At 72.1% G+C, this 22960-nt stretch carries 11 protein-coding genes; 5 read left to right on the top strand and 6 right to left on the bottom strand.

Annotation, left to right across the window (positions count from 1 at the left end; translation table 11 throughout):
• The first annotated feature begins 130 nt into the window (after positions 1 to 130).
• Both J3S20_RS02540 and J3S20_RS02545 read left to right on the top strand, forming a co-directional pair.
• Complete coding sequence (locus J3S20_RS02540) at positions 131 to 12229, top strand: alpha/beta fold hydrolase (protein ID WP_216834309.1); 12099 nt, start codon at positions 131 to 133, stop codon at positions 12227 to 12229.
• 2 nt (positions 12230 to 12231) lie between these two features.
• On the top strand, positions 12232 to 13548 hold the full coding sequence (locus tag J3S20_RS02545) for a cytochrome P450 (RefSeq protein WP_216834310.1): 1317 nt from the start codon (positions 12232 to 12234) through the stop codon (positions 13546 to 13548).
• Here the strand turns inward: J3S20_RS02545 and J3S20_RS02550 are convergent.
• Together J3S20_RS02550 and J3S20_RS02555 are read right to left on the bottom strand one after the other, a co-directional pair.
• The gene (locus tag J3S20_RS02550) at positions 13545 to 14414 is read right to left on the bottom strand and encodes a class I SAM-dependent methyltransferase (protein ID WP_216834313.1); all 870 of its coding nucleotides are present in this window, start codon (positions 14412 to 14414) and stop codon (positions 13545 to 13547) included. The two genes, J3S20_RS02545 and J3S20_RS02550, sit on opposite strands and share 4 nt — an antisense overlap.
• A 62-nt stretch (positions 14415 to 14476) precedes the next feature.
• On the bottom strand, positions 14477 to 16210 hold the full coding sequence (locus J3S20_RS02555; protein ID WP_216834315.1) for an ABC1 kinase family protein: 1734 nt from the start codon (positions 16208 to 16210) through the stop codon (positions 14477 to 14479).
• A gap of 281 nt (positions 16211 to 16491) precedes the next feature.
• Between J3S20_RS02555 and J3S20_RS02560 the strand changes: the two genes are divergently transcribed.
• Entirely contained in the window at positions 16492 to 17181 is a 690-nt protein-coding gene (locus tag J3S20_RS02560) for a GntR family transcriptional regulator (protein WP_343215136.1), read from the top strand.
• A complete protein-coding gene (locus J3S20_RS02565) occupies positions 17172 to 18263 on the top strand; it encodes an isocitrate/isopropylmalate dehydrogenase family protein (protein WP_216834319.1) in 1092 nt (363 codons plus the stop codon). The genes J3S20_RS02560 and J3S20_RS02565 overlap by 10 nt, the downstream gene beginning before the upstream one ends.
• A gap of 415 nt (positions 18264 to 18678) precedes the next feature.
• On the opposite strand, the gene selA is transcribed toward J3S20_RS02565, so the two are convergent.
• Entirely contained in the window at positions 18679 to 19959 is a 1281-nt protein-coding gene (gene selA / locus J3S20_RS02570; protein ID WP_216834321.1) for an L-seryl-tRNA(Sec) selenium transferase, read from the bottom strand.
• Between the two features lie 68 nt (positions 19960 to 20027).
• Between selA and J3S20_RS02575 the strand changes: the two genes are divergently transcribed.
• Positions 20028 to 20411, top strand: coding sequence for a DUF1622 domain-containing protein (locus J3S20_RS02575; protein ID WP_216834324.1), 384 nt, complete (start codon positions 20028 to 20030; stop codon positions 20409 to 20411).
• Here J3S20_RS02575 and J3S20_RS02580 read toward each other — a convergent pair whose 3' ends face one another.
• The 3 genes from J3S20_RS02580 to J3S20_RS02590 all read right to left on the bottom strand — a co-directional run bounded on the left by J3S20_RS02580 (position 20412) and on the right by J3S20_RS02590 (position 22846).
• Positions 20412 to 21098 carry an extensin-like domain-containing protein gene (locus J3S20_RS02580; RefSeq protein WP_343215137.1) on the bottom strand — a complete coding sequence of 229 codons (687 nt, stop codon included), beginning with the start codon at positions 21096 to 21098 and terminating at the stop codon, positions 20412 to 20414. It abuts the gene before it with no gap.
• Positions 21099 to 21167: 69 nt separating this feature from the next.
• A complete protein-coding gene (locus tag J3S20_RS02585) occupies positions 21168 to 21890 on the bottom strand; it encodes a UTRA domain-containing protein (RefSeq protein ID WP_216834326.1) in 723 nt (240 codons plus the stop codon).
• Positions 21890 to 22846 carry an isopenicillin N synthase family dioxygenase gene (locus J3S20_RS02590; RefSeq protein WP_216834327.1) on the bottom strand — a complete coding sequence of 319 codons (957 nt, stop codon included), beginning with the start codon at positions 22844 to 22846 and terminating at the stop codon, positions 21890 to 21892. Before J3S20_RS02590 ends, J3S20_RS02585 begins: the two co-directional genes overlap by 1 nt.
• Positions 22847 to 22960: the final 114 nt, after the last annotated feature.

The raw sequence follows: 22960 nt of genomic DNA on the forward strand, positions 1-22960 counted from the left end.
CACGGGCGCTCTCTCCGACGCTTCGCTTCGGTTGAACACTATTGCGGAAAGGGTGCGTTGGGAAGCATCATCTGGGACCCTTCGCCCCATGCTTGTGCGCCGGGCTGCGATGCAACGATTGGGTGAAGGCATGACGGCACCACCCTCCCCAGGCGACCGCCCCTCCCCCTCGCTGAAATCCATCATCTTCCGCATGGTGGCCGAGGGCGAGGTGGGGGCCGTGGAGGCCGAGCGCCTGCTGCGCCGGCTGCCCGAACCCGCCGCCAAGCCGCCGCGCGACGATGCCATCGCCGTGATCGGCATGGCCGGCCGCTTCGCCGGCTGCGCCGATCTCGATGCCTATTGGACGCTGCTCGCCAGCGGCGGCGATGCGCTGAGCGATGCGCCCGCCAGCCGATGGGGCGCGCCGGCGCCCGGGCTGCGCGGCGGCTTCCTGCCAGATGCCGAGGATTTCGACCCTGGCTTCTTCCGCATCGCCCCGGCGGAGGCCGCGCTGATCGACCCGCAGCAGCGGCTGTTCCTGGAACAGGCCTGGCTGGCGCTGGAGGATGCGGGCCATGCCGGCGCCGCCATCGCCGGCACGCGCTGCGGGGTCTTCGCCGGCGCCGGTTCGGGCGACTACGCGCATCGCTTCGCCGGCACGCCGGCGGCGGAGGATCCGCTGGGGCTGCTGGGCAATGTCGCCTCCATCCTCGCGGCGCGCATCGCCTACCACCTGAACCTGAAGGGCCCCGCCATCGCGGTGGATACCGCCTGCTCCTCCTCGCTGGCCGCCATCCACCTAGCCTGCGAGAGCCTGCGCGCCGGCGGCTGCGACCTGGCGCTGGCCGGCGGCGCGGCGGTGATCTCCACCCCCGCCTTCGTCACCGCCATGGCGCGCGGCGGCGCCATCTCGCCGACCGGGGCCTGCCACGCCTTCGATGCCGCGGCGGATGGATTCGTGCCGGGCGAGGGTGCGGGGGTGGTGGTGCTGAAGCGGCTGGCGGAGGCGCTGGCCGATGGCGATGTCATCCATGGCGTGATCCGCGCCAGCGGGCTGAACCAGGATGGCCGCACCAACGGCATCACCGCGCCCAGCGCCAGCGCCCAGGCAGCGCTGGAGGAGGCGGTCTGGCGCCAGGCCGGGCTTTTGCCTGCTGAGCTCGACTATGTCGAGGCGCATGGCACCGGCACCCCGCTCGGCGATCCGATCGAGCTGGAGGGGCTTTGCACCGCGCTGCGGGCGCTGGGCGGCACCAAGCCGGGAAGCATCGCCCTCGGCTCCGCCAAGGCGGCGATCGGCCATGCGCTGACCGCGGCGGGGGTGGCCGGGCTGCTGAAGCTGCTGCTGATGCTGCGGCACGGCACGATCCCGCCGCAGCCGCATTTTGCCCATCCGAACCCCCGGCTGGAGCTGGACAGCACGCCCTTCTTCGTGCCGCGTGCGGCAAGGCCCTGGCCGCGGGGCGCCCGGCCGCGCCGCGCCGCGCTCTCCGCCTTCGGCTTCAGCGGCACCAATGCGCATCTGCTGCTGGAAGACCCCCCCGCCCCCGTCGCGCGCGCGGCGGAGGTGGCGAAGCCGCGCCTCTTCCTGCTCTCCGCTCGCAGCGAGGCGGTGCTGCGTCGCCAGGCGGCGCTGCTCGCCGAGGCGCCCGACTGCGAGGCGCGCGACCTGGCCTTCACCCTGGCCGAGGGCCGCGCCGTGCTGCCGCTGCGGCTGGCCACCATCGCACCGGACCTCGCCACGCTGCGCGCGCGCCTCGCCGCCTTTTCCCGGGATGGCGCGGCGGAGGGGGTGGCGACGGCGAGTGGGGCGGAGGCGCCGGGCCTGCTGCCGCTGCCGGCCCATGCGGCGCTGGCGGATGGGGCGGCGCGCTTCCTGCAGGGCGGCGCCGTGCCGGGGCGGGCGGCGGCCGGCGACGCCGCCGCGCGGCGCATCAGCCTGCCCAGCGCGCCTTTCGCCCGTGCGCGCCACTTCCTGCCTCCGACCGGGGCGCCGGAGCAGGATCTGGCCGCGCAGGGCGCCGATTTCGCCCGCGTGGAAGCCTGGGGCCGGCAGGCGCTGGCGGCCGCCTATGCCGAGCTCGGCCTGTTCCGCGGCCGCGCGGCGCATACGCCCGCAGGGCTGGCCCGCAGCCTTGGCATCCAGCCGGCGCGGCTGGGCCTGCACCAGGCGCTGCTGGCCATGCTGGAACGCGCCGGCGCCGTGGCCTGGCGCGACGGGCTGCTGCGGCCCGCGCCCGGCTTCGTGCCGGCCAGCGCCGCTACGCTGACCGCCGCGCGGGAGTCGCTGGTGGCGGAAGCGCCCGCCATGGCGCCCTTCCTCGCGCTGCTCGCACGCTGCACCCAGAACCTGCCGGCGCTGCTGCAGGGCCGCATCACCGCGCCCGAGATCCTGTTCCCAAACGGCGACATGACGCTGGTGGAGGGCGTCTATCGCGGCAACCGGCTGGCGGACCAGTTCAATGCGACGCTGGCCGAGACGGTGGTTTCACTGGCCAAGCGGCATGCGGCGCCGCGCATCCTGGAAGTCGGCGCCGGCGTCGGCGGCGCAACAGAAGGGATTCTGGCCGCGCTCGGCGCCGCCGGGCTGGGCGCGGCGCGGTACCTTTACACCGATGTATCCCAAAGCTTCCTGCAGGCCGGCCGCGCGCGCTTCGCGGATCGGCATGCGGGCTTCGAGACGGCGCAATTCGACCTGGAACGCGACCCGGAGGCTCAGGGCCTGCCTGCCGGCGGCTTCGACATCGTCATCGCCGCCAATGTCGTGCATGCCATGCGCGGCATCGGCCCGGCCCTGGCGCGGCTGCACCGCCTGGTGGCGCCGGATGGCGGCGCGCTGGTGCTGAACGAGGTCACCGCGCTGCAGGATTTCGCCACGCTGACCTTCGGCCTGACCGATGGCTGGTGGGCGGCGGAGCCCGGCGAGGCGCGCATACCGGGCTCTCCACTACTCGACGTGGCCGGCTGGCGCACCGCCTTTGCGGCCGCCGGCTTTGCCCGCAGCAGCGCGCAGGGACTGCCCGGCCAGACGGAGGAGGCGGGCTTCGGTCAGGCGATCCTCGTGGCGCAACGCGACGAACCCGCGGTGGCGCCGGTCGCCGCACCGGTCGCCAAGCCGGTCGTCGCGACGCCGGCCATGCCGGCGCAGGGGCTGCTCGGCGCCGTGCTGGCGGTTGTCGCGGCGGCGCTGGAACTGCCCGCGACGCAATTCGAACGGCGCGACCGCTTCGTTGATCTCGGCGTCGATTCACTGATGGGGCTGAAGGTGGTGGCGCGGTTGAATGCGCGCTTCGGCCTGGACCTGCGCCCCACCGTGCTGTTTGACCATCCGACGCCGGAGGCGCTGGCACGGCATCTCGGCACGCTCGGCCTCGCCGCCGAGTCCACCGCGCAGCCAGTGCCCGCAGCAGCGCGCGAAGCCACTGACAACCGCATCGCCGTCATCGGCCTCTCCGGCCGCTTTGGCGACAGCGCCAGCCTGGCCGAGTTCCACGCCATGCTGGCCGAGGGCCGCGCCGGAATCACGGAGGCGCCGGCGCAGCGCTGGACCACCAAGGACCTGCCCGCCGCCGCACAGGATGCCGCCCCCTATTTGCGCTGGGGCGGTTTCCTGCGCGATGCCGATCGCTTCGATCCGCTGTTCTTCCGCATCTCCGGCAAGGAGGCCGAGCTCACCGATCCGCAGCACCGCATCTTCCTCACCGAGGCCTGGCGCGCGCTGGAGGATGCCGGCTATGGCGAGGCCGCGCTGGACGGCACGCGCTGCGGCGTCTTCGTCGGCGCGCATGGCGGCGACTACACGCATCGCATGGCGCAGCTCGACATCGTGCCCGAGGCCTTCGCCTTCATGGGCAATGCCGCGAGCATTCTGGCCGCGCGCATCGCCTATGTGCTGAACCTGAAGGGGCCCTGCCTGGCGGTGGATACCGCCTGCTCCTCCTCCCTCGTCGCGCTACACCTCGCCTGCCGCAGCCTGGTGGCGGGCGAATGCGAGATGGCGCTGGCTGGCGGCGCCTTCATCACCACGACCATGGGCTTCAACGTGGCGGCGGCGAAGGCGGGTATGCTTTCGCCCAATGGCCGCTGCCACACCTTCGACGCCGCAGCCGATGGCTTCGTGCCGGGCGAGGGCGCGGGGGTGGTGGTGCTGAAGCGCCTGGCCGATGCGCTGCGCGACGGCGATCACATCGAGGCGGTGATCCTCGGCAGCGCGGTGAACCAGGATGGCCGCACCAACGGCATCACCGCGCCCAGCCCCGAATCCCAATCCGCCTGCATCGCGGAGGCGCAGAACGCGGCCGGCATCACGCCCGATGCGGTGACGCTGATCGAGGCGCATGGCACCGGCACGCCGCTCGGCGACCCGATCGAGGTGGAGGGGCTGACCCGCGCCTTCCACCGCGGCGCCTGCCCGCCCGGCTCCGTCGTGCTGGGCTCGGTGAAGACCAATATCGGCCATGCCGCGCATGCCGCCGGCATCGCGGGCTTCCTGAAGCTCGTGCTGCAGCTGCGCGACCGGCGGATTTTTGCGTCACTGAATTTCCGTTCGGAAAATCCGCATCTGCGGCTGGCGGAGACGCCCTTCGCGGTGGCGACGGAGGCACGGGACTGGACAGTGCCGGGCGGCGGCGCGCGCATCGGCGGCGTGTCCTCCTTCGGCTTCTCGGGAACGAATGCGCATGTCGTGGTGGCGGAAGCGCCGCCCCGCGCGCCCGCGCCCACCGCGGCGCCGCCCTTCCTGCTGCTGCTCTCGGCCAAGGATACGCCGGCGCTGCAACGCAGGGCGGCGCAGCTGGCCGAATGGCTGGAAGCGCATCCCGCCGCCGATCTCAGCGATGTCGCCTTCACCCTGGCGATGGGCCGCAGCCATTTCGGGCAGCGCCTGGCCGTGATCGGCGCGGATCGCGCAGCGCTGGTCGCGGGGCTGCGCGGTGCGCCCAGCAGCGGCAGCGCAAATTTGCAGGCACGAGCGGCGCGCTACCTGGCGGGCGAGGAGCCGGACAAGGCGGAATGGCAGGGCCGGCGTATCTCGCTGCCCAGCTACCCCTTCGCCGAGCAGAGCTACTGGATCGGCGCACCGCCGCCCGCCGTGACGCTCTTTCCGCCGGTGTGGGAAGACGCGCCCCCCACCGGCCAGGCGGCGCCCGGCCTGGCCTGGCTGATCGGCGCTGCGGCAGGCCTGGCGCCAGCGCTGCGCGCCGCCGGCTGGCGCGTGGTGGAAGTGCCCCCCGAGGCGGATTTCGCCGCGCTTCTTGCCTCCGGCCGGCCGCAGGCCTGCGTGCTGATGCCGCCCGTCTCGCCAGGCGCGGAGGCTGCGCTGCGGCCGCTGGTCGCGCTGCTGCAGGCCGTGGCCCATGTCGCGCCACGCGTGCTGCGGCTGCATCACGGCACGGCGGAGGCGCTGGCCGCGCAACCGCTCGGCGCCTCGCTCGCCTTTACCGGCACGCCGGTGGAGCTGCGGCTGGTGCAGGTGCCGCCCGGCGCGATTCCCGCACCGCTTGTGCTGGCGGAACTCGCCATGCCGGGCCAGGCGCCCGTCGCCTGGAGCGGGGAGAGCCGGCGCCGCGAACGCCACCTGCAGGCCCTGCCGGCAGCAGCGGATGCGGCACCGTTGCGCCGTGGCGGCACCTTCGTCATCAGCGGCGGCGGTGGCGTGCTGGCCGGCATCTTCGCGTTGGAGATTGCCCGCCGCACCGGCGGCCGCATCGCGCTGCTCGGCCGCAGCGATGGCACGGCGATGCAGGACCGCCTCCTGGCGCTGCGCACCGCCGGCGCGGCGGAGGCCGGCTGGTGGCAGGTGGATGTCACGGATGCGGCTGCGGTGGCCGTGACCTTGCGGGAGGTGCGCGCAAGCTTCGGGCCGATCCATGGCGTGCTGCACGCGGCGGGCGTGCCGGGCGGGGCCGTGCTGGCGGAGAAGGACTGGCCCGAGATCGCCCGCGTGCTCGCGCCGAAGATTCAGGGCGCGCGCGCACTGGATGCAGCGACCGCGCAGGACCCGCTGGATGTCTTCGCCGCCTTCGGCTCGCTGGCCGCGGAGCTCGGCGATTTCGGCCAGGGCGACTACGCCATGGCCAATGCCTTCCTCGCCGCCTTCGCCGAGGAACGCGCCGCCGCCGGCCGCCCGGGCCGCAGCGTCACGCTCGGCTGGCCGCTGTGGCGGGAGGGACGGCGCGTACTCTCGACAGAGGGCGAGGCGGTGTTCCTCAAGACCGCCGGCCTACCGCCGCTGGAGACCGAGGCCGGCCTCGCCGCCTTCCACGCCGCGCTGGCCCATGGCAGCGGTGCCTACGCCGTGATGCCCGGCGATGCCGCCGCCGCCGCGCGCTTCTTCGCGCCCCCGCCACCAAGCAGGACGGAGCCCGCCGCCATGCCCGCCATCGCCGAGCCGGCCCCGGCCGACCTGGCCGAGGCGGAGCGCCGCCTCACCACGCAGATCGCGAAGCTGCTGCACATCGACACGGCGCGCATCGGCCGCGACATCGGTTTTGCGGAGTTCGGCTTCGACTCCATCGCCCTGAAGGAATTTGCGGCGGTTCTCAGCGACAGTTGGGGTGTCGCGGTCACGCCGGCCGTCTTCTTCGCGCATGGCACCGTCGCGGCCCTGGCGCGGCATCTGGTGGAGACGCATGGCGCCACGGCGCCCGTCGCCAAGCCCATCGTCGTGGAGGCGAGGCCCGCCCCGCCCGTCGTCGCGCAGCCTGCGGCGCAGGAACCCATCGCGATCATCGGCCTCTCCGGCCGCTTCCCCGGTGCGCCGGATCTCGACGCCTTCTGGCGCCGCCTGGAAGCGGCCGAGGATATGACCGGCCCGCTGCCGGCGGAGCGCCTCGCCTGGCAGCCACACGTCACGCCCGACGCCACGCTCGCGCTCCGCGGCGGCTTCCTCGAAAATGTCGAGGATTTCGACCCGGGTTTCTTCCGCCTGTCGCTGCGCGAGGCCGTGCACATGGACCCGCAGCATCGCCTGGCGCTGGAGGCCGCCTGGCTTTGCGTCGAGGATGCGGGTCTGCGCATGTCGGACCTTGCGGGTCGCGACATCGGCGTCTTCTTCGGCGCGCAGGTGAACGACTACGCGGCCCTGCTGCCGGCGGCGCGGGAGGAGGCGCGCGCGCAGATCACGCTGGGCAATATCGCCGCCATGCTGCCCAACCGCATCTCCTTCCTGTTTGACCTGCGCGGGCCGAGCGAGGCGGTGGACACCGCCTGCTCCTCCGCCCTCGTCGCGCTGCATCGCGCGGCGCGTGCGGTGGCGCATGGCGAATGCGAGATGGCGCTGGCCGGTGGCGTTTCGCTGATGCTGTCGGTCGAAAGCCTGGCCAGCACCCAGCGCCTCGGCATCCTGGCGCCGGATGGCATCTGCCGCGCCTTCGATGCGGAAGGCCGCGGCTATGTGAAGGGCGAGGGCGTCGGCTGCGTGCTGCTGAAACCGCTGTCCCGCGCCCTGGCGGATGGCGACCCGGTGCAGGCGGTGATCCTGGGCAGCGCGGAAGGCCATGGCGGCCGCGCGCAATCGCTGACCGCGCCGAATGCACTCGCGCAATCCGCGGTGATCCAGGCCGCGATCCGCCGCGCCGGCATCACCAGCGACAGCATCGGCTGGGTGGAGGCGCATGGCACGGGCACGGAGCTCGGCGATCCCGTGGAGGCACTCGCGCTGCGCCAGGCTTTTGCGGCGACTGCAGGCGATGTGGTGGCGGAACCGCGCTGCCGGATCGGCGCGCTGAAGCCGAGCCTCGGCCATCTGGAGCCCGCCTCCGGCATTGCGGGGCTCATCAAGGTGGTGCTAGCGATGCGCCACCGCATCCAGCCGGCCACCCGCAACTTCGCCCGGCTGAACCCGCATGTGGACCTCGCAGGCTCACCGCTGGAGATGGATGGCCGCATGGCCGCCTGGGCGCCGCTGCGGGCGAAGGACGGCACGGCACTGCCGCGGCGCGCCGGCGTCAGCGCCTTCGGCTTCGGCGGCAGCAATGCGCATGTGGTGCTGCAGGAAGCGCCGCCCGTGCCGCCGGCGGCTTCGCCAACGAAGCCGCTGCTGCTGCTGGTCTCGGCGCGGGATACGGCGCGGCTGGCGGAGATGCTGACGGCTCTGGCGCAGTACGCCCGCGCGCAGGGCGCGGCGCTGGATGCGCAGGCCATGGCGGATACGCTGATGCTGGGGCGGGAGCCGATGGCAGCGCGCGCCGCCGTGCTGCTGCGACCCGGCGAGGATGCGGCCGCGCGGCTGGACGCAGCCCGCGCGGCGCTTTTGGATGCGGCGGCCACCCGCGATGCCATCTGGCTCGGCACGGCGCCGGAGGCCACGGCCCCCACGCCGCAGGCCGAGGCGGCGATGCAGTCCGAGATGTGGGCGGCGGGCCAGCTCGCGCCGCTCGCCGCGCTCTGGGTCCAGGGCACCGCGCTGGACTTTGGCGCGCTGCTGGGCCCCGGCCGGCGGCGCGTGCCGCTGCCCGGCACGCGCTTCGCGCGCCAGCGCTGCTGGTTCGACCATCCTGCTGCCGCCGCCCCGATCGCAGCGGTAGCGGCGCCGCCGGTTGCCGCAGCACCTGTGACCGAGGCTCTGCCCGCCCTGGCGGATACGCCCGACCTGCGGCAGGCGCTACGGAAAATGGTGGCGCGGGCGCTGTACCTGGAGCCGGAGGCGATCGGCACCTCCACTGGCTTCGGTGACCTCGGCGTGGACAGCATTCTGGCCGTGGAGCTGACGCGGGAAGTGAACGCCACCTTCGGCACCTCGCTGCAGGCGGCGCGGCTCTATGACTACGCCACCATCGATGCGCTGGCGGACCACCTGGCCGGCAGCGCGCCCGCCGCGCCGGCTGCGGCCGACGATACGGCGGAGGAACTGCGCCGCCTGCTCGCTGCCGCGCTGTTCCTGGAGCCGGCCGATCTCGACCCGCAGGCCAGCTTCGGCGATCTCGGCCTGGACAGCATTCTGGCGGTGGAATTCACCCGCGTGGTCAATGACCGCTTCGGCCTCTCGCTCAGCGCTGCGCGGCTTTACGACCACGCAAATCTCGCTGCGCTCGCGGCGCATCTGCGCGGGCTGCGCGCCGGCGCCTCACCGGCCGCACCGCTGACCGGCCGCGCGGCGGAGGTGCTGGATTTCCTGCGCGCGCGGCTGCCGGATGGCGCGGCCTGCACCGCCGCCACGCCGCTGGCCGAGATCGCGCTGGAGCCGGAAGCGGCGATGGCCCTTTTGGAGGCGCTGAACCAGCGTTTCGGCTGCGCCCTGGCGGCGGAGGAGGTGGGCCGCTGCGCCGATCTCGGTGCGCTCGCGCGGCTGGTGGCCAGCCGCACGCCGCCCGACCCGCCGCCCCCTTCCCGCGCGGAACCGCCCGCGCCGGAACCTGGCGCCGCCGCGCCGCCGCCGCGGCCCGAGGACCAGCAGCGCGTCGCCATCATCGGCTTCGCCTGCCGCCTGCCCGGCGCGCCGGATGCTGAGGCCTTCTGGTCCCTTCTGGCGGAAGGGCGCGACGCCGTGACCGCCATGCCGGAGGAGCCGTGGCGGGAGGCGATCTATCGCCGCATCCTGGCCGCCGCGCAGCGCCCGGAGACCACGCCCTGGGCCGGCACGATCACGGAGGTGGATCGCTTCGACGCGCCCTTCTTCGGCCTGTCGCCGCAGGAAGCCGCGCTGATGGATCCGCAGCAGCGGCTGTTCCTCGAATCCGCCTGGCATGCGCTGGAGGATGCGGGGCAGACGCCGGAGCGCCTTGCCGGCACCGCCTGCGGCATTTTTGTCGGTTGCGGCCAGGGCGACTACTCCCAGCTGCTGCCGCGCGATCCGGCGCAGATCTCAGGGCTGACGCTGCTCGGCAATGCGGCCTCCATCCTCGCCGCGCGGCTGGCCTATGTGCTGGATCTGCAGGGGCCGGCGCTGGCGGTGGATACGGCCTGCTCCTCCGCCCTCGTCGCCACGCATCTGGCCCGGCGCAGCATCCTGGACGGGGAATGCGAGATGGCACTGGCCGGCGGCGTTTCGCTGATGCTGACGCCGCAGATGCAGCTGATGACAGGCGCAGCCGGCATGCTCTCCGCCACCGGGCGCTGCCGGCCCTTCGACGCCACGGCCGATGGTTTCGTGCCCGGCGAGGGTGTGGGCGTGGTCGTGCTGAAGCGGCTGGACCTGGCGCGGCGGGATGGCGATGCGGTGCTCGCCATCATCGAGGGCTCCGGTACCAACCAGGATGGCCGCACCGCGAGCCTGACGGCGCCGAGCGCCGCTTCCCAGGTGCGACTGCTGCGATCCGTGCATGCGCGCCACGGCATCGACACGGCGACGATCGGGCTGGTGGAGGCGCATGGCACCGGCACGCAGCTCGGCGACCCCATGGAGATGTCCGCGCTGGCCGAGGTTTTCGGGAGCACGGGGGACTGCGCGCTGGGTTCGGTGAAGGGCAATATCGGGCATACGCTGGCGGCCTCCGGCGTCGCGGGGCTGATCAAGCTGCTGCTCGCGCTGCGCCACCAGACCATTCCCGCCAGCCTGCATTGCACCAGGCCGAATCCGCATTTCGCGCTCTCCGGCACGCCCTTCCGCATCGCCACGGAGACCCAGCCCTGGCCGGCGCCGCCGGATGGCGCGCCGCGCCGCGCCGCGATCAGCGCCTTCGGCTTCAGCGGCACCAATGCGCACCTCGTGCTGGCCGAGGATGCTTCTTCGGTGTCTAACGCCGCTGTGGCGCGGGAGCTCGAAGTGGTCGTGCTGTCGGCGCGCGACACCGCGGCGCTGGATCGTGCCGCGGCGGCGCTGGCCGACTGGCTGGCGCGCCATCCGGAGGCCGCGCTGGGCGACATCGCATATACCCTCGCCCGCCGCCGCGCCGCCTTTGCCGAACGCCGGGCCTTCGTCGTCGCGAACCTCGCCGAGCTGCGCGCGGCGTTGGTAGGCAACCCACCGCAGCGTGCGGCCGGCCCGCTGCACGCCCTCGCCGCGCGATGGCAGGCGGGCGAGGCGGTGGATTGGGCGCCGCTCATGCCGGCCGGTCGCGTGCCGCCCCTGCCCGGTTACCGCTTCGCCCGCACGCGGCATTGGGTGGAGCCGGTGGCCGTGCCCGCCGCCGATCCCGTGCCCCTGCGGCCGCGCGTTGCCGCCGATCCGGGCGTGGAGAAACTCTGCGCGCTGGTTGCTGCGCAGCTGCGCGTGGAGGCGGTGGCGCCGGATGCGCCCTTCGGCACGCTCGGCCTCGATTCCGTCGCCGCCATCGCGCTGATGCAGACGGCGGAGCGGGACTTCGGCGTGCGCCTGCCGCCTATCGCGCTCTGGGATCATCCGACGCCGGCACGCCTCGCCGCCTTCATCGCGCGCCAGCCGCCGGCGCCGCGCGGCGGCTGGCGGATCGCCATGGCGGAGGGCGACAATCCACTGGTGCCGATCCGCGACGAAGGCGAGGGCCCCGCCTGGATCTTCGTGCATGGCGGCTCCGGCGACCTGCACTGGCTGCCGGAACTGGCGCACCACCTCGGCCCCGACCAGCGCGTGTTCGGGCTGGAGGCGCTCGGTCTCGATTGCCAGGCGGCGCCGCTGCCGACGGTGGAGGCGATGGCGGCGCATTACGTCGCTGCGCTGCGTCGCAGTGGCATCGCCGAACCTTTTCGGCTCGGCGGCTATTCCGGCGGGGGCGCCATCGCCTTCGAGATGGCGCGGCAGCTTCTTGCTGCAGGACAGGCCGTGGAAAAGCTGGTGCTGCTGGACGCGAATGCGCCCGGCAGTCCCGCTCTGCTGGACCTGCAATCCAGCTTCGGCCCTGGCTATATCCACCTTGTCGCCGGCAATTGGCTTGGCGCCCGCTGGGGCATGCGTCAGCTTCTGGTGCTGGAGGACCTGGCGGGGCTCGACGGCCCCGCGGCGCTGGACCACGTGGTGGCGCATCTGCGGCAGCACGCCACGCCGCCGCTGCCGAAGGATGAGTTGCGCCGGCAGCTCGCGGCCATGGATCGCATCGGCTGGGCCATCGGCGATGCGCTCCGCGCCTATCGCCCGGCGCCGCTGACGCAGGAGCTCGAGGTGCTTTTGTTCGAATGCCGCGACGGCCTCGCCGCGCCGGGCAATCTGCTGGGCCTGCCGGATACGGCGGCAACGCGCGGCTACCGGGAGGGCTGGCAGGCGCTCTTCGCCGGACCGATCACGCGCATCCCTATAGATTGCGACCACTTTGCCCTGCTGCAGGGCGAGAATGGCCGACGCATCGGGCAAATCCTCGCGCCGCCAACCCCCACGCGTCTAGCGAAGCGGGGCTGAGCATGGCGCGGCTGCCCCCCGGTCCCGGCTTCGGCGCGCTGCAGGCCGCGCGCTATGTCGCCGATCCCTACACCCTGCTGCGGGAGGCCGCGCGGCGCTACGGTGATGTCTTCACCATCCGCACCGCGCGGCGCTGCGTGATGACCGGAAGGCCCGACCTCGTCCGCCAGATTTTTGGCGCGCCCGTCGACCAGTATGGCGTGAACACCGAAATCGGCCCGCGCCGCGTGCTGGGCGAGAATGGCATGGCGCAGCTCGCCGGCCGCGCGCTGCGCCGCGACCGCAGGCTGCTGGTACCGAATTTCCAGGGCGATGTGCTGGCCCGCCAGGGCGGCATGATGCGCGACGCCGTGCGGGAGGTGACGGACCGCTGGCAGCCAGGCGATGAATTCGTGCTGCGCGAGGCCTCTCTGGAGATCGCGCTGGACGTCATCCTGCGCACCGTCTTCGGCGCCGATACGCCGCGGCAGCGCGCGGATTTCGATGCGGCACTGCGCGACTTCGTGCTGGCCTTCGGCCGTCCCTCCTTCCTGCTGCTGTCCGCGTTGCGCGTCGAATGGAATTGGCTGCCGCCCTTCCGCCGTTTCGCAGTGGCCCGTGCGCGACTGGAGGCGCTGCTGCGCGAGGCCATCGCGCGGGCGCGCAGCGAAGGCGCGGGGCGCGGCGACACGCTCGGCCACCTGGTGGCGGCGCGCTATGAGGATGGCAACGGCATGTCCGAGGCCGCGCTGATCGACAACCTGATCACCACCATCGTCGCCGGCCACGAGACCTCCGCCGTCTCCCTCACCTGGGCCATCCACTGGCTGCACAGCACGCCGCATGCACTGGCGCGGCTGCTGGAGGAATTGGCGCCGTTGGGGCCGGATCCGGCGCCGGAAGCGCTGGGCAAGCTGACCTACCTCGATGCCGTGGTACGGGAGGTGCTGCGCCTGTGGCCCGCCGTCACCGATGTGAATCGCGTGCTGGCCAAGCCGATGACCCTCGGCGGCTACGAGATTCCGCCCGGCATCACGGTTGCCGCCGCCTCCGCCATCCTGCACTACGACCCGGCGATCTTCCCGGAGCCGGAGGTCTTCCGCCCCGAACGCTTTCTGGAGCGCAGCTACGCCCCCTGGGAGTATTTCCCCTTCGGGGGCGGGGAGCGCATGTGCCCCGGCGCGCAATTCTCGATGTTCGAGCTGAAGGTGCTCTTGGGGACCCTGCTCGCCCGCTGCCGCTTTTCGCTATTGCAGCCGGGCGTGCCGCCGCTGAAGCGCGTGGGCTTTCTCGTCTCCCCCGCCGCCGGCGTGCCGGTGCGGTATGAGGGGCGGCGCTAGGGTTTGCCGGCGGTCACCAGGATGTAGTCGGACATGGCGAAGGGGTTGCCGTTACGCTTCATCGTCTCCCGGATCATCGGGTGGAAGCGCGCGCCCTCGGCCGGGTCGTTCAGCACGCCGCGCATGAAGGTGAGATAGGCCGGCACCACGTCATCCGTGATGGAGCGCAAGACGCGGTCCGTGAAGCCGATCTCCCCGAGCAGCGCGTTGTAGCGCGTCACGCCATAGACATTGGCGTTCGGAATCTGCGAGGCCCAGCGTTCCAGCGTGCCGCGCAGCCCGCCCGTCACCACGCGGCCCTCGCGTTCCAGCGGCACCAGGTCGATCACGGCGAGGCGCCCGCCAGGCCGCAGCACCCGAAACGCCTCGCGCAGGAAATCCTCGCGGGTGTCGAAGTGGAAGGCGGCTTCCAGGGAGATGACGCGGTCGATGCTGCCGTCCGGAAAGGGAAGCTGGGTGGCGCTGGCGCAGTGGTAGGTGATGCGCGGATCGGCGCGATGGATACGCGCATGCTCCACCTGCAGGCTGGTGATGTTCAGCGCATGGATGCGGGCGGGATTGCGCGTGGTGGCCAGGCGCAGGTCCTGGTCGCCGAAGCCGCAGCCGGCATCGACCACGATATCGCCCGGGCCGATGCTGGCGGCTTCCCCCAGCAGGTCCACCATCGCCTCCGCCGCCGCACGATAGCTGGTGGCGTCCCGCCAATAGCCCAGGTTGAGATAGGTGCAGTCGGTGGTCGGGCAGTTCCGGGTGCCCATGAATTCGTAGCAGAGGTCGGCGCGGTTGCGGCCGCGCGCCAGCAGCAGCCGGCCCAGCAGGCCGAGGGCGGAGCGCTGCGGCGCCTCGGCGGTTGCGGTCTGCGACATCGGCGGCCCTCCCCTTGCAGCAGGCGGGAAAGACTATCGCTTTGCGTGTGGAACGGGAAGGATCAATCGCGGCGCGAGAGCTCCCGCTGCATGCGCTTCAGCGCGCGCCAGGTGACGAAGCCCCCCAGCAGCAGCAGCCCCCACCACATCTCACTGAGCCGCGGCATGTTGGTTCCGGACAGCGGATTGAGCCGGGACAGGCCCGCGGCCTGGGCCAGTTGCGGATGGTGCTGCTCCAGATAGGTCATCAGGAAGACCAGCAGCGCGACGCCGGTGCCGAGCTTCATGCCGCGCGCGAGGATCACGCCGATGCGCGACAGCTTGGAGGTGGTGGATTGCAGCGCGATCGCCTGGGTCCGCAGCAGCGAGCTGAGCACCAGGTTGTATTCGGAGAGGGTGCTGACGGCGCCGCCGATCTGCTTGCGCAGCGTGCCCGGCCGCAGCATGCGGCTGAGCTGGCGGCGCTGCGCATCGGCGAAATAGGCGCGGAACAGCTTGATGTAGTTCATGTCCGGGAAGAGCTGGTTCAGCGAGGCGTCCATCGTCGCCCAGGCGCGGCCCAGCTTCAGCAGGTCCCAGCTCTGCGCCACGCCGTAGCGCGCCAGCACCCGGCCCGCCGCATTGCTGCCCGAGAGGATATTGCGCTCGTGATAGGGCAGGCCCTCCACATGCACCTTGGCGGCCCAGTCGCGATAGCAGCGGATCAGCTCCGCCCGGATCTGCTGCAGGTCCCCCGCGCGCACATTGCTGCAGATGCGCAGCAGCAGGTCCGCCGCCTTGGCGAAATCCTGGTTGCCGAGCGAGCGCAGCATGGCCTGGTAGATGCCGAGGAATTCGCGGTCCACCGACCCCACGCTGCCCAGGTCGATCAGCGCGAAGCGCCCGTTGCGCAGCAGGATGATGTTGCCCGGATGCAGGTCGGCATGGAAAAAATTCTCCTCCATCAGCTGGCGGAGATAGCTGGAGAACAGGCGCTCACCCACCTCCTCCGGCTCGATGTCGTTCTCGGCCCGCCAGCGCCGTACCCGTTCCGGATCCTGCGCACTGACGCGGATATAGTCCGCCATCAGCACGCCCCAGACGCATTCGGACACCAGGATGCGAGAGGAGGAGTAGTGCCGGAAGACGCGCGGGATCAGCACCTTCTCGTCGCGCAGCAGCTGGCGCATGCGCTTCATATTCGCCGCCTCGAAGCGGAAGTCCGTTTCCTCCGCGATGATGCGGCGCAGCTCGGCCAGGGCATCGCCGAGGCGCAGCACGCGGATGCTGGGCATCAGGTCGATGATCGAGACCATGCTCTTCAGCAGGCGGAAGTCGCGTTCGAACACCTGCTGCACGCCGGGCCGCAGCACCTTGACGATGACATCGACATTCGGCTTGCGCAGCCGCGCCAGATGCACCTGCGCGATGGAGGCGGAGGCGAAGGGAAGCGGGTTCAGGCTTTCGAAGACATCCTCCAGCCGGTTCACCCCCAGCTCCGCGCGGATGATGCGCAGCGATTCCTCGGGCGGGAAACCCACGGCGCGATACTGCAGCCGGTTCATCTCCTCGCAGAAGGCGGGGTCAAGCAGGTCGGAGCGCAGCGCGATCAGCTGGCCCATCTTCACCCAAAGCCCGCCGAGCTTCTCGAAGATCTCCCGCAGGTCGCGCGCCGCGGCGGTGGGATCGTAGCGGCCGGTGATGCGCTGGCCCAGAACGCGCAGCCCATAGCCCGTCAGCTTCAGCACGATGCGCAGCGTGGCCAGGCGGGCCACGGAAGGCGGCGCATCGAAGGTCATGGCTGCGCTGGTGGTCACGGGGACCAGGTCACTCGGCCGCAGATGCTCTGACAGCGCCGAGGTTTTCCGCGAAGGCGGTGGCGGGGTCTGATCCCCCCCCGGGCGAGCGGCCAGCGCCGCCGGGTCGCGGAATCGCACACGGCGCACCGCCGTCACCCGCCGCAGACTGTCCCTGTCCTCCATCCCGCGAGCAGTCCCCACGCCGAGCAACTGCGTGCAACCTACACGCCCAGGTGGCAGGCGTCTTTAGCCCGGGTGAAGCCCTTGTCGCATGCAACAACGTATGCGTTATTATGGGGGTGAACGCCGCCCTTCCCACCGCGCCCGCGCGCCAGGCCACCGCCGCCGAAACCGCCTATCAGCGGCTGAAGGCGATGATCTTGGACAATCTGCTGCCCCCGGGGTCGCAGCGGCTGGAGGCGGAGCTGGCGGTGCAGCTCGGCCTGTCCCGCACCCCGGTGCGGGAGGCGATGCTGCGCCTGCAGCAGGACGGGCTGGTGACGGTGACGCCGCGCCACGGCATGCGCGTGCAGCCGATCTCGGCCGCCGATATGCGCGACATCTACGACGTGCTGGAAAGCCTGGAACCCAAGGCTGCCGAATTGCTGGCGCGGCGCGGGCTGGACGATGCCGCGCTGCGCCCGCTGGCCGAGGCCTGCGACGCGATGGAAGCCGCGATCGCGGCCGAGGATCGCCCGGCCTGGGCCCGCGCGGATGAGGCCTTCCACCATGGCCTGGCCACGCTCTGCGGCAATCGGCGGTTGTCGGCCATGGTGATGCAGGTCTGGGACCAGTCGCACCGGGCGCGGATGTTCACCCTGGCCATGCGCCCGCTGCCGGCGCGCTCCACCGCCGAGCATCGCGCAACCCTGGTCGCGATCCGCGCCGGCGATGCCGATGGCGCGCGCGAAGTCTATCGCCAGCACCGCCAGCGCGGCGGGGCGGAACTGATTGCCCTGATCGAACGGAGTGGCCTGGCATGGCTGTGACCACCAATTCCCTGCGCATCGCCGTGATGCCCGGCGACGGCATCGGCGTGGAGGTGACGGAAGCCACGAGCTTCGTGCTGGAAAAGCTGGTGCGCCGCCACGGGCTGGGCCTGGCGACGGAGACCCTGCAGGCCGGCGCCTTCCTCTACCAGGAAACCGGCACCGCGATGACCGAGGAGACTTTCCGGCGCGCCGAGGCCGCGGATGCCATCCTGCTCGGCGCCATGGGCTGGCCCGGCATCCGCTACCCGGACGGCACGGAGATCGCGCCGCAGCTCGATCTGCGCTTCCGCCTCGGCCTCTATGCCGGCGTGCGCCCGATCCGCGCCATCCCCGGCGTGCCGCTGGCACTCAGCGACCCGCGGGCCGCAAAGATCGACATGGTGATCCTGCGCGAAAGCACGGAGGGCCTGTTCTGGGCGCGCGGCCGCGGGGAGATGATCGAGGACCGCGAGGCGCGTGACACCATGGTGATCACCCGCGCCACCACCGAGCGCCTGGCGCGCTTTTCCTTCCGCCTGGCTGAGCGCCGCGCCGAAAGGCTGCGCCGGCCGCAGAAGGTCACGCTGGTGGACAAGGCCAACGTCTTCCTCAGCATGGCCTTCATGCGCCGCGTTTTTGCGGAGGTCGCGGCGGAATTTCCCGGCGTGCCGCACGCCAACCACTACATCGACGCCATGGCGCTGGACCTGGTGCGACGGCCCTGGGATTTCGACGTGCTGCCAATGGAGAACATGTTCGGCGACATCATCTCCGACCTCGGCGCGGGGCTGATCGGCGGCATGGGCTATGCGCCTTCGGCTGATATCGGCGACAACCATGCGGTGTTCCAGCCGAGCCACGGCACCGGGCCGGATATCGCCGGCAAGGGCGTGGCGAACCCCACCGCCATGCTGCTCTCGGCCGCGCTGATGCTGGACTGGCTCGGCACGCGCGGCGCCGGCCAGGCCTGGTCCGATGCGGCGACGGAGCTGGAGGCGGCGGTGGATGCCGCCTTCGCGCAGGGGCTGCGCACCGCCGAATTCGGCGGCGTCGGCACGCGCGACGTGGTGCAGGCGGTGGCGGCGCAGATTCCCGGTTGAACGCCCCAATCTGAAACGCCCCGCCGCCAGCCGCGTTGGCCCCGCACCCTGCAACGAAGCCGGGTACAAGCGGGAGCCACCATGCGGAGCGATGCGCCGGTCGAACGTGAACTGCTTCTGCTCGGCGCCGGCCATGCGCATCTCGGTGTGCTGCGGCGCCTGGCGCGCCAGCCGCTGCCCGCCGGCACCCGCGTGACGCTGGTGGCGCGGGAGGCGGAGGCGCTTTACTCCGGCATGCTCCCCGGCCTCATCGCCGGCCGCTTCACGCCGGGGGAATGCATGATCGACCTGCCCCGCATGGCGCGCGCCGCGGGGGCGCGCTTCCTGCGGGCGGAGGCACGCGGCCTCGATCTCGCCCGCGGCCAGGTGTGTTGCGAGGGGACCGCCCGTCCGCTGCGCTTCGACCTGCTTTCTGTCAATAGCGGCGCCGTGCCCGCCCTGGTGCCGGGCGCCGCGGAGCATGCGCTGATCCTGCGGCCCTTCGATCGTTTCCTGGCGGGCTGGCAGGCGCTGCAGGCGCGTATCGCGCCGCCGCCGGCAGGGATCCGCCGCCGACGAGGGAGGTGCCCTCGGCCATTTCCGCCAGCCCTTCCGGCAGCAGCGCCAGCAGGCGGGCGGCGCGGGCGCCCACCTCCTCCGCCGTGGCAGAGAGCATGGCAAGGGCCGGCACGGCCTCGCGCAGCCCGGCGGGGTCGCGATACAGCCGCAGCGTCGCCTCCAGCGCCGCGAGCGTCAGCTTGTCGCAGCGCAGCGCCCGCATCAGCGGATGGGTGGCAAGCCGTTCCACCACCGCCGCGCGTCCCAGCAGCAGCCCGGCCTGCGGCCCGCCCAGCAGCTTGTCGCCGCTGGCCACCACCAGGTCGAAGCCCTGCCCCACCGCCTGGCCCATGGTGGGTTCCGCCGGCAGCCCATGGGCGGAGAGATCCACCAGCGCGCCGCTGCCGAGATCGACCACCGACAGCAGCCCGCCTTCCCGCGCCAGCGTGACGAGGGCGGCAGGCTCCACCATGGCGGTGAAGCCCATCTGCAAGAAATTGCTCTGGTGGACGCGCAGCAGCAGGCGGGTCTCGGGGCCGATGGCATTTGCATAATCGGCCAGGCGCGTGCGGTTGGTGGCGCCGACCTCCACCAGCCGGGCGCCGCCCTGGCGGATCACGTCGGGAATGCGAAAGCCGCCGCCGATCTCCACCAGCTCGCCGCGGGAGACCACGGCCTCCCCGCCCGCGGCCAGGGCGGACAGCGCCAGCAGCATCGCCGCGGCGCCGTTGTTCACCACCAGCGCGGCCTCCGCCCCGGTCAGCTCCGCCAGCAGGGCGGCGCAGGCGGCGTGGCGATGGCCGCGGCGGCCGGTCTCGAGGTCCAGCTCCAGGTTGCAATAGCCCGCGGCCTCCGCCGCCACGGCGTCCCGCGCCGCCTGGGGCAGGGGCGCGCGGCCGAGATTGGTGTGCAGCACCACGCCGGTGGCGTTGATCACCTGGCGCAGCCCGGGCCGGGCGGCCGCCGCCAGCGCTGCCCGCGCCGCGGCGAAGCTGCGGGCGGTCTCGAAGGGCAGCGCCTGAGCGCGCAGGCCTGCGAGCTCCGCGCGCAAGGCGGCCACCACGGCCGCGCGCGGATGCTGTTGCAGCAGCTCGGCCGCCTCCGGCGTCTCCAGCAGTCGGTGCAGGGCGGGCAAAGCGCGCCGGAGGCTGGCATCCATCACCGCCAAGACGATTTGCGCGCGAAGTGGTTCCGCAACCATCGCCGGCCTCGCCGCTTTATCCCCGGATGTCGGACTTCGAACCTGGCGCCCTGGTGGGCGCCGTCGCGGATTGGGTGGCGGCGGGGCTGGAGCTGTTCGGCGTCGTCGTGCTGCTGCTCGGCGTGCTGTCCACCACCTTCCTGTTCCTGCGCGACGGGCTGGGTGGGCGCTCACGCGGCTGGGCGGAGGCCTTCACGCCCTATCGTGCGCAGCTCGGCCGGGCGATCCTGCTGGGGCTGGAGCTGCTGGTGGCCGCCGATATCGTGCATACCGTGGCCGCGCCGCTGACGCTGGAGACGGTGGCGACGCTGGGGCTGATCGTGCTGATCCGCACCGTGCTGAGCCTGTCGCTGGAGGTGGAGATCGAGGGCCGCTGGCCCTGGAGCCGGCGAGGGACACGGCCGGACTGATCACCGGCAGGCCCGCCAGGGCCCCATGTCGAAATGAAAATGGTCGCGATGCGCGGCGTTGTAGTCCGGACCCAGCACGGCGCGGAACCAGTCGCAGGCGCCATCGCGCAGGGCGCGCAGGAAGGCGGCCTCCGCGCCGCCCGAATCCCAGTGCCGCAGCAGCGTCACCTCTCGCCCGTCGCGCAGGGTGAAGCCGGCGATGTCGATGGCATTGGCGGTGGCGTGCTGGCTGCGGCGGCCGCTGCTTGCGTGGTTCACGTTGCGGCAGGCCTGGGTGCCCAAGTGGCGCGTGCTGGCCACCTCGCTGCCCAGGTGCCGGCGCGCTGCCGGCTGCATCACCTGCGTCTCGAACAGCAGCCAGGCGGCGGCGACGCGGCAGGTGGCGAAGGGTGTCGAGGGCGTCATGCGCGTCGCGGCCGGCACCCGCACGGCATGGCGGATCTCGCAGCCGATGGTGGAGTCCCGGTCCGGGATGCGGGAGATCGGGCGGCCAAGGGTTTCCAGCGCCGCGAAGCAGGCCTCCGGCTGCACCGCCAGGCGGCGCAGCTTGACCCCGGTCATCAGATTGGGCGCGGCGGTCAGGTCCAGCGGCTGGCGCGGGTCCCATTCCGGCGGCAGGTGCCGCAGCCCGAGCCATCCCAGCCCGGCGAGCAGGCCGAGCGCCACCAGCCAGCGAAAGGCGCGCACCAGGAATCAGCCGGCTTGGGGGACGGGGTTCATGCGCCGGCATGTGGGCCCCTGGCCATCCGCATCAAGTCAGAGGGGCGCGAGCGCCGCCCGACCCGCGATCTCGAAACGATCCGCCGGCTGCACCAGGCGGGAAAAGGTCATCGCCACGCCTTCCGTAAACGTGGTGCGGCGGATGACCAGGCAGGGCTGGGTGCGCGGCACGTCCAGCAGCCGGGCCAGTGACGCATCCGGCAGTATGGCGCTGATCGCCTGTTCCATTTCCGTGGCGTGGCCGGTGCGGACCAGATGGGCGAAGGTGGTGGCCTTCGCAAAATCCTGGTCGAGGTAGCCGGCCGCATAGCCAGGCCGCAGCCAGCGCGCCTCCAGCTGGATCGGCGCCCCGTCGCCGCGGTGCAGGATGCTGCTATGCGGCACCGCCTGGCCGGCTGGCAGGCCGAGCGCCGCAGCGGCTTCCGCCGGCAGCGGAGCCTCGGCCAGCTTCAGCACCCGGCTGGACCATTCCATGCCGCGGGCGGTGATTTCCTCCGCAATATCCTCGATGGTCACCAGGCCGAAGCGCGGCTTGCGGCGGGCGACGAATGTGCCCACGCCCGCCACCTTGTGCAGCACGCCATCTCGCGCGAGCTCAGCGAAGGCGCGGTTGATGGTGATGCGGGAGACGCCGAGTTCCGGCCCCAGCGCATTCTCGGAGGGGATGCGCGTCCCCGGCGGCCAGCTGCCGTCGCGGATATGCGCCAGCACATGCGCCTTCACCACGGCGTAGAGCGGCTGGGGCGCGGCCTCCGGCATCAGGCGGTCTTGCGATAGGCGAAGGCCTGGGCGAAGCGGCCCAAAATATGCGCGCCGCAGGTGATCGGCTCATAGATCGGCTGGTTTGCACCCAGCGCCCGCGGATCGATCATCGCGGAGAAATTGGGATCGTAGAAGGTGGCGATGGACATGCGTTCATGGCCGGATCGGTTGAGCACGCGATGCGGCGTGCTGGCGAAGCGGTCGTTGGACCAGCGGCCCAGCAGGTCGCCCACATTCACCACCAGCGTGCCGGGGATCGGTGGGGCGGGAATCCAGGCGCCGGACTGCCGCTCCCGCACCTCCAGCCCGCCGCTGTCATCCTGCCAGAGCAGGGTGATGCAGCCGAAGTCGGTGTGCGGGGCGACGCCGAAGCCTTCCGTGTCGTCGGGCGGCTGCGGCGGGTAGAAGATGGCCTGGGTGCGCTGCAAGGGCAGGGTGTAGTGCTGGGCGAAGAAGTCGGCCGGCAGGTCCAGGCTGACGGCGACGGCGAGCAGCAGTCGCGCGCCGCAGGCGCCGACCGCGGCGAAATAGGCCTCCATGGCCGGCTGCAAGTCCGGGACGGCCGCCGGCCACTGGTTCGGCCCGCGCAGTTTTTCGCCCGCCAGCACCACCGGATGGTCCCCCGGCAGGTCGAGGCCGATCGAGAAGAATTCCTTGAGGTCGGGCTTGGTCGCGCCCTCCATCACCGCACCGCCGGCCCGGTGCCAGCCGCGATGCACCAGGTTGGCGCGCGTAGCGGCCTTCACTGCCTCGGGCAGGTGGAAGAAGCGGCGGGAGGCCTCGACCGCCGCGGCGATGACCTCCGCCGGCACCCCGTGATTGCGGATATAGAAGAAGCCAGGACCTGTGCAGGCGGCGCGGATGGCTGCCGCAACCCTGTGCAGATCTCCGCCCTCGGCGCAATCCGCGATGTCGATCACCGGAAGTCCTTGTTGGACGGCGCCGTCGGGCATGATGAAATGATCCGATCGATCCGGGCTTGATTGCCTGGGCAGGCCAAGCCTACGGTCATGACCTGTCATGTCAACTAGCTTCAAGCGGGGCATGCAGGACAGGGATGCGCCAGT

The sequence above is a fragment of the Falsiroseomonas tokyonensis genome, assembly GCF_019024325.1.
Taxonomy (GTDB): Bacteria; Pseudomonadota; Alphaproteobacteria; order Acetobacterales; family Acetobacteraceae; genus Falsiroseomonas; species Falsiroseomonas tokyonensis.

Excerpts from the sequence above, each read along its gene's own strand:
- selA (WP_216834321.1), bottom strand. The coding sequence starts at position 19,959 with ATGGATGCCAGCCTCCGGCGCGCTTTGCCCGCCCTGCACCGACTGCTG.
- J3S20_RS02545 (WP_216834310.1), top strand. The coding sequence starts at position 12,232 with ATGGCGCGGCTGCCCCCCGGTCCCGGCTTCGGCGCGCTGCAGGCCGCG.
- J3S20_RS02590 (WP_216834327.1), bottom strand. The coding sequence starts at position 22,846 with ATGCCCGACGGCGCCGTCCAACAAGGACTTCCGGTGATCGACATCGCG.
- J3S20_RS02585 (WP_216834326.1), bottom strand. The coding sequence starts at position 21,890 with ATGCCGGAGGCCGCGCCCCAGCCGCTCTACGCCGTGGTGAAGGCGCAT.
- J3S20_RS02540 (WP_216834309.1), top strand. The coding sequence starts at position 131 with ATGACGGCACCACCCTCCCCAGGCGACCGCCCCTCCCCCTCGCTGAAA.
- J3S20_RS02565 (WP_216834319.1), top strand. The coding sequence starts at position 17,172 with ATGGCTGTGACCACCAATTCCCTGCGCATCGCCGTGATGCCCGGCGAC.
- J3S20_RS02550 (WP_216834313.1), bottom strand. The coding sequence starts at position 14,414 with ATGTCGCAGACCGCAACCGCCGAGGCGCCGCAGCGCTCCGCCCTCGGC.
- J3S20_RS02575 (WP_216834324.1), top strand. The coding sequence starts at position 20,028 with ATGTCGGACTTCGAACCTGGCGCCCTGGTGGGCGCCGTCGCGGATTGG.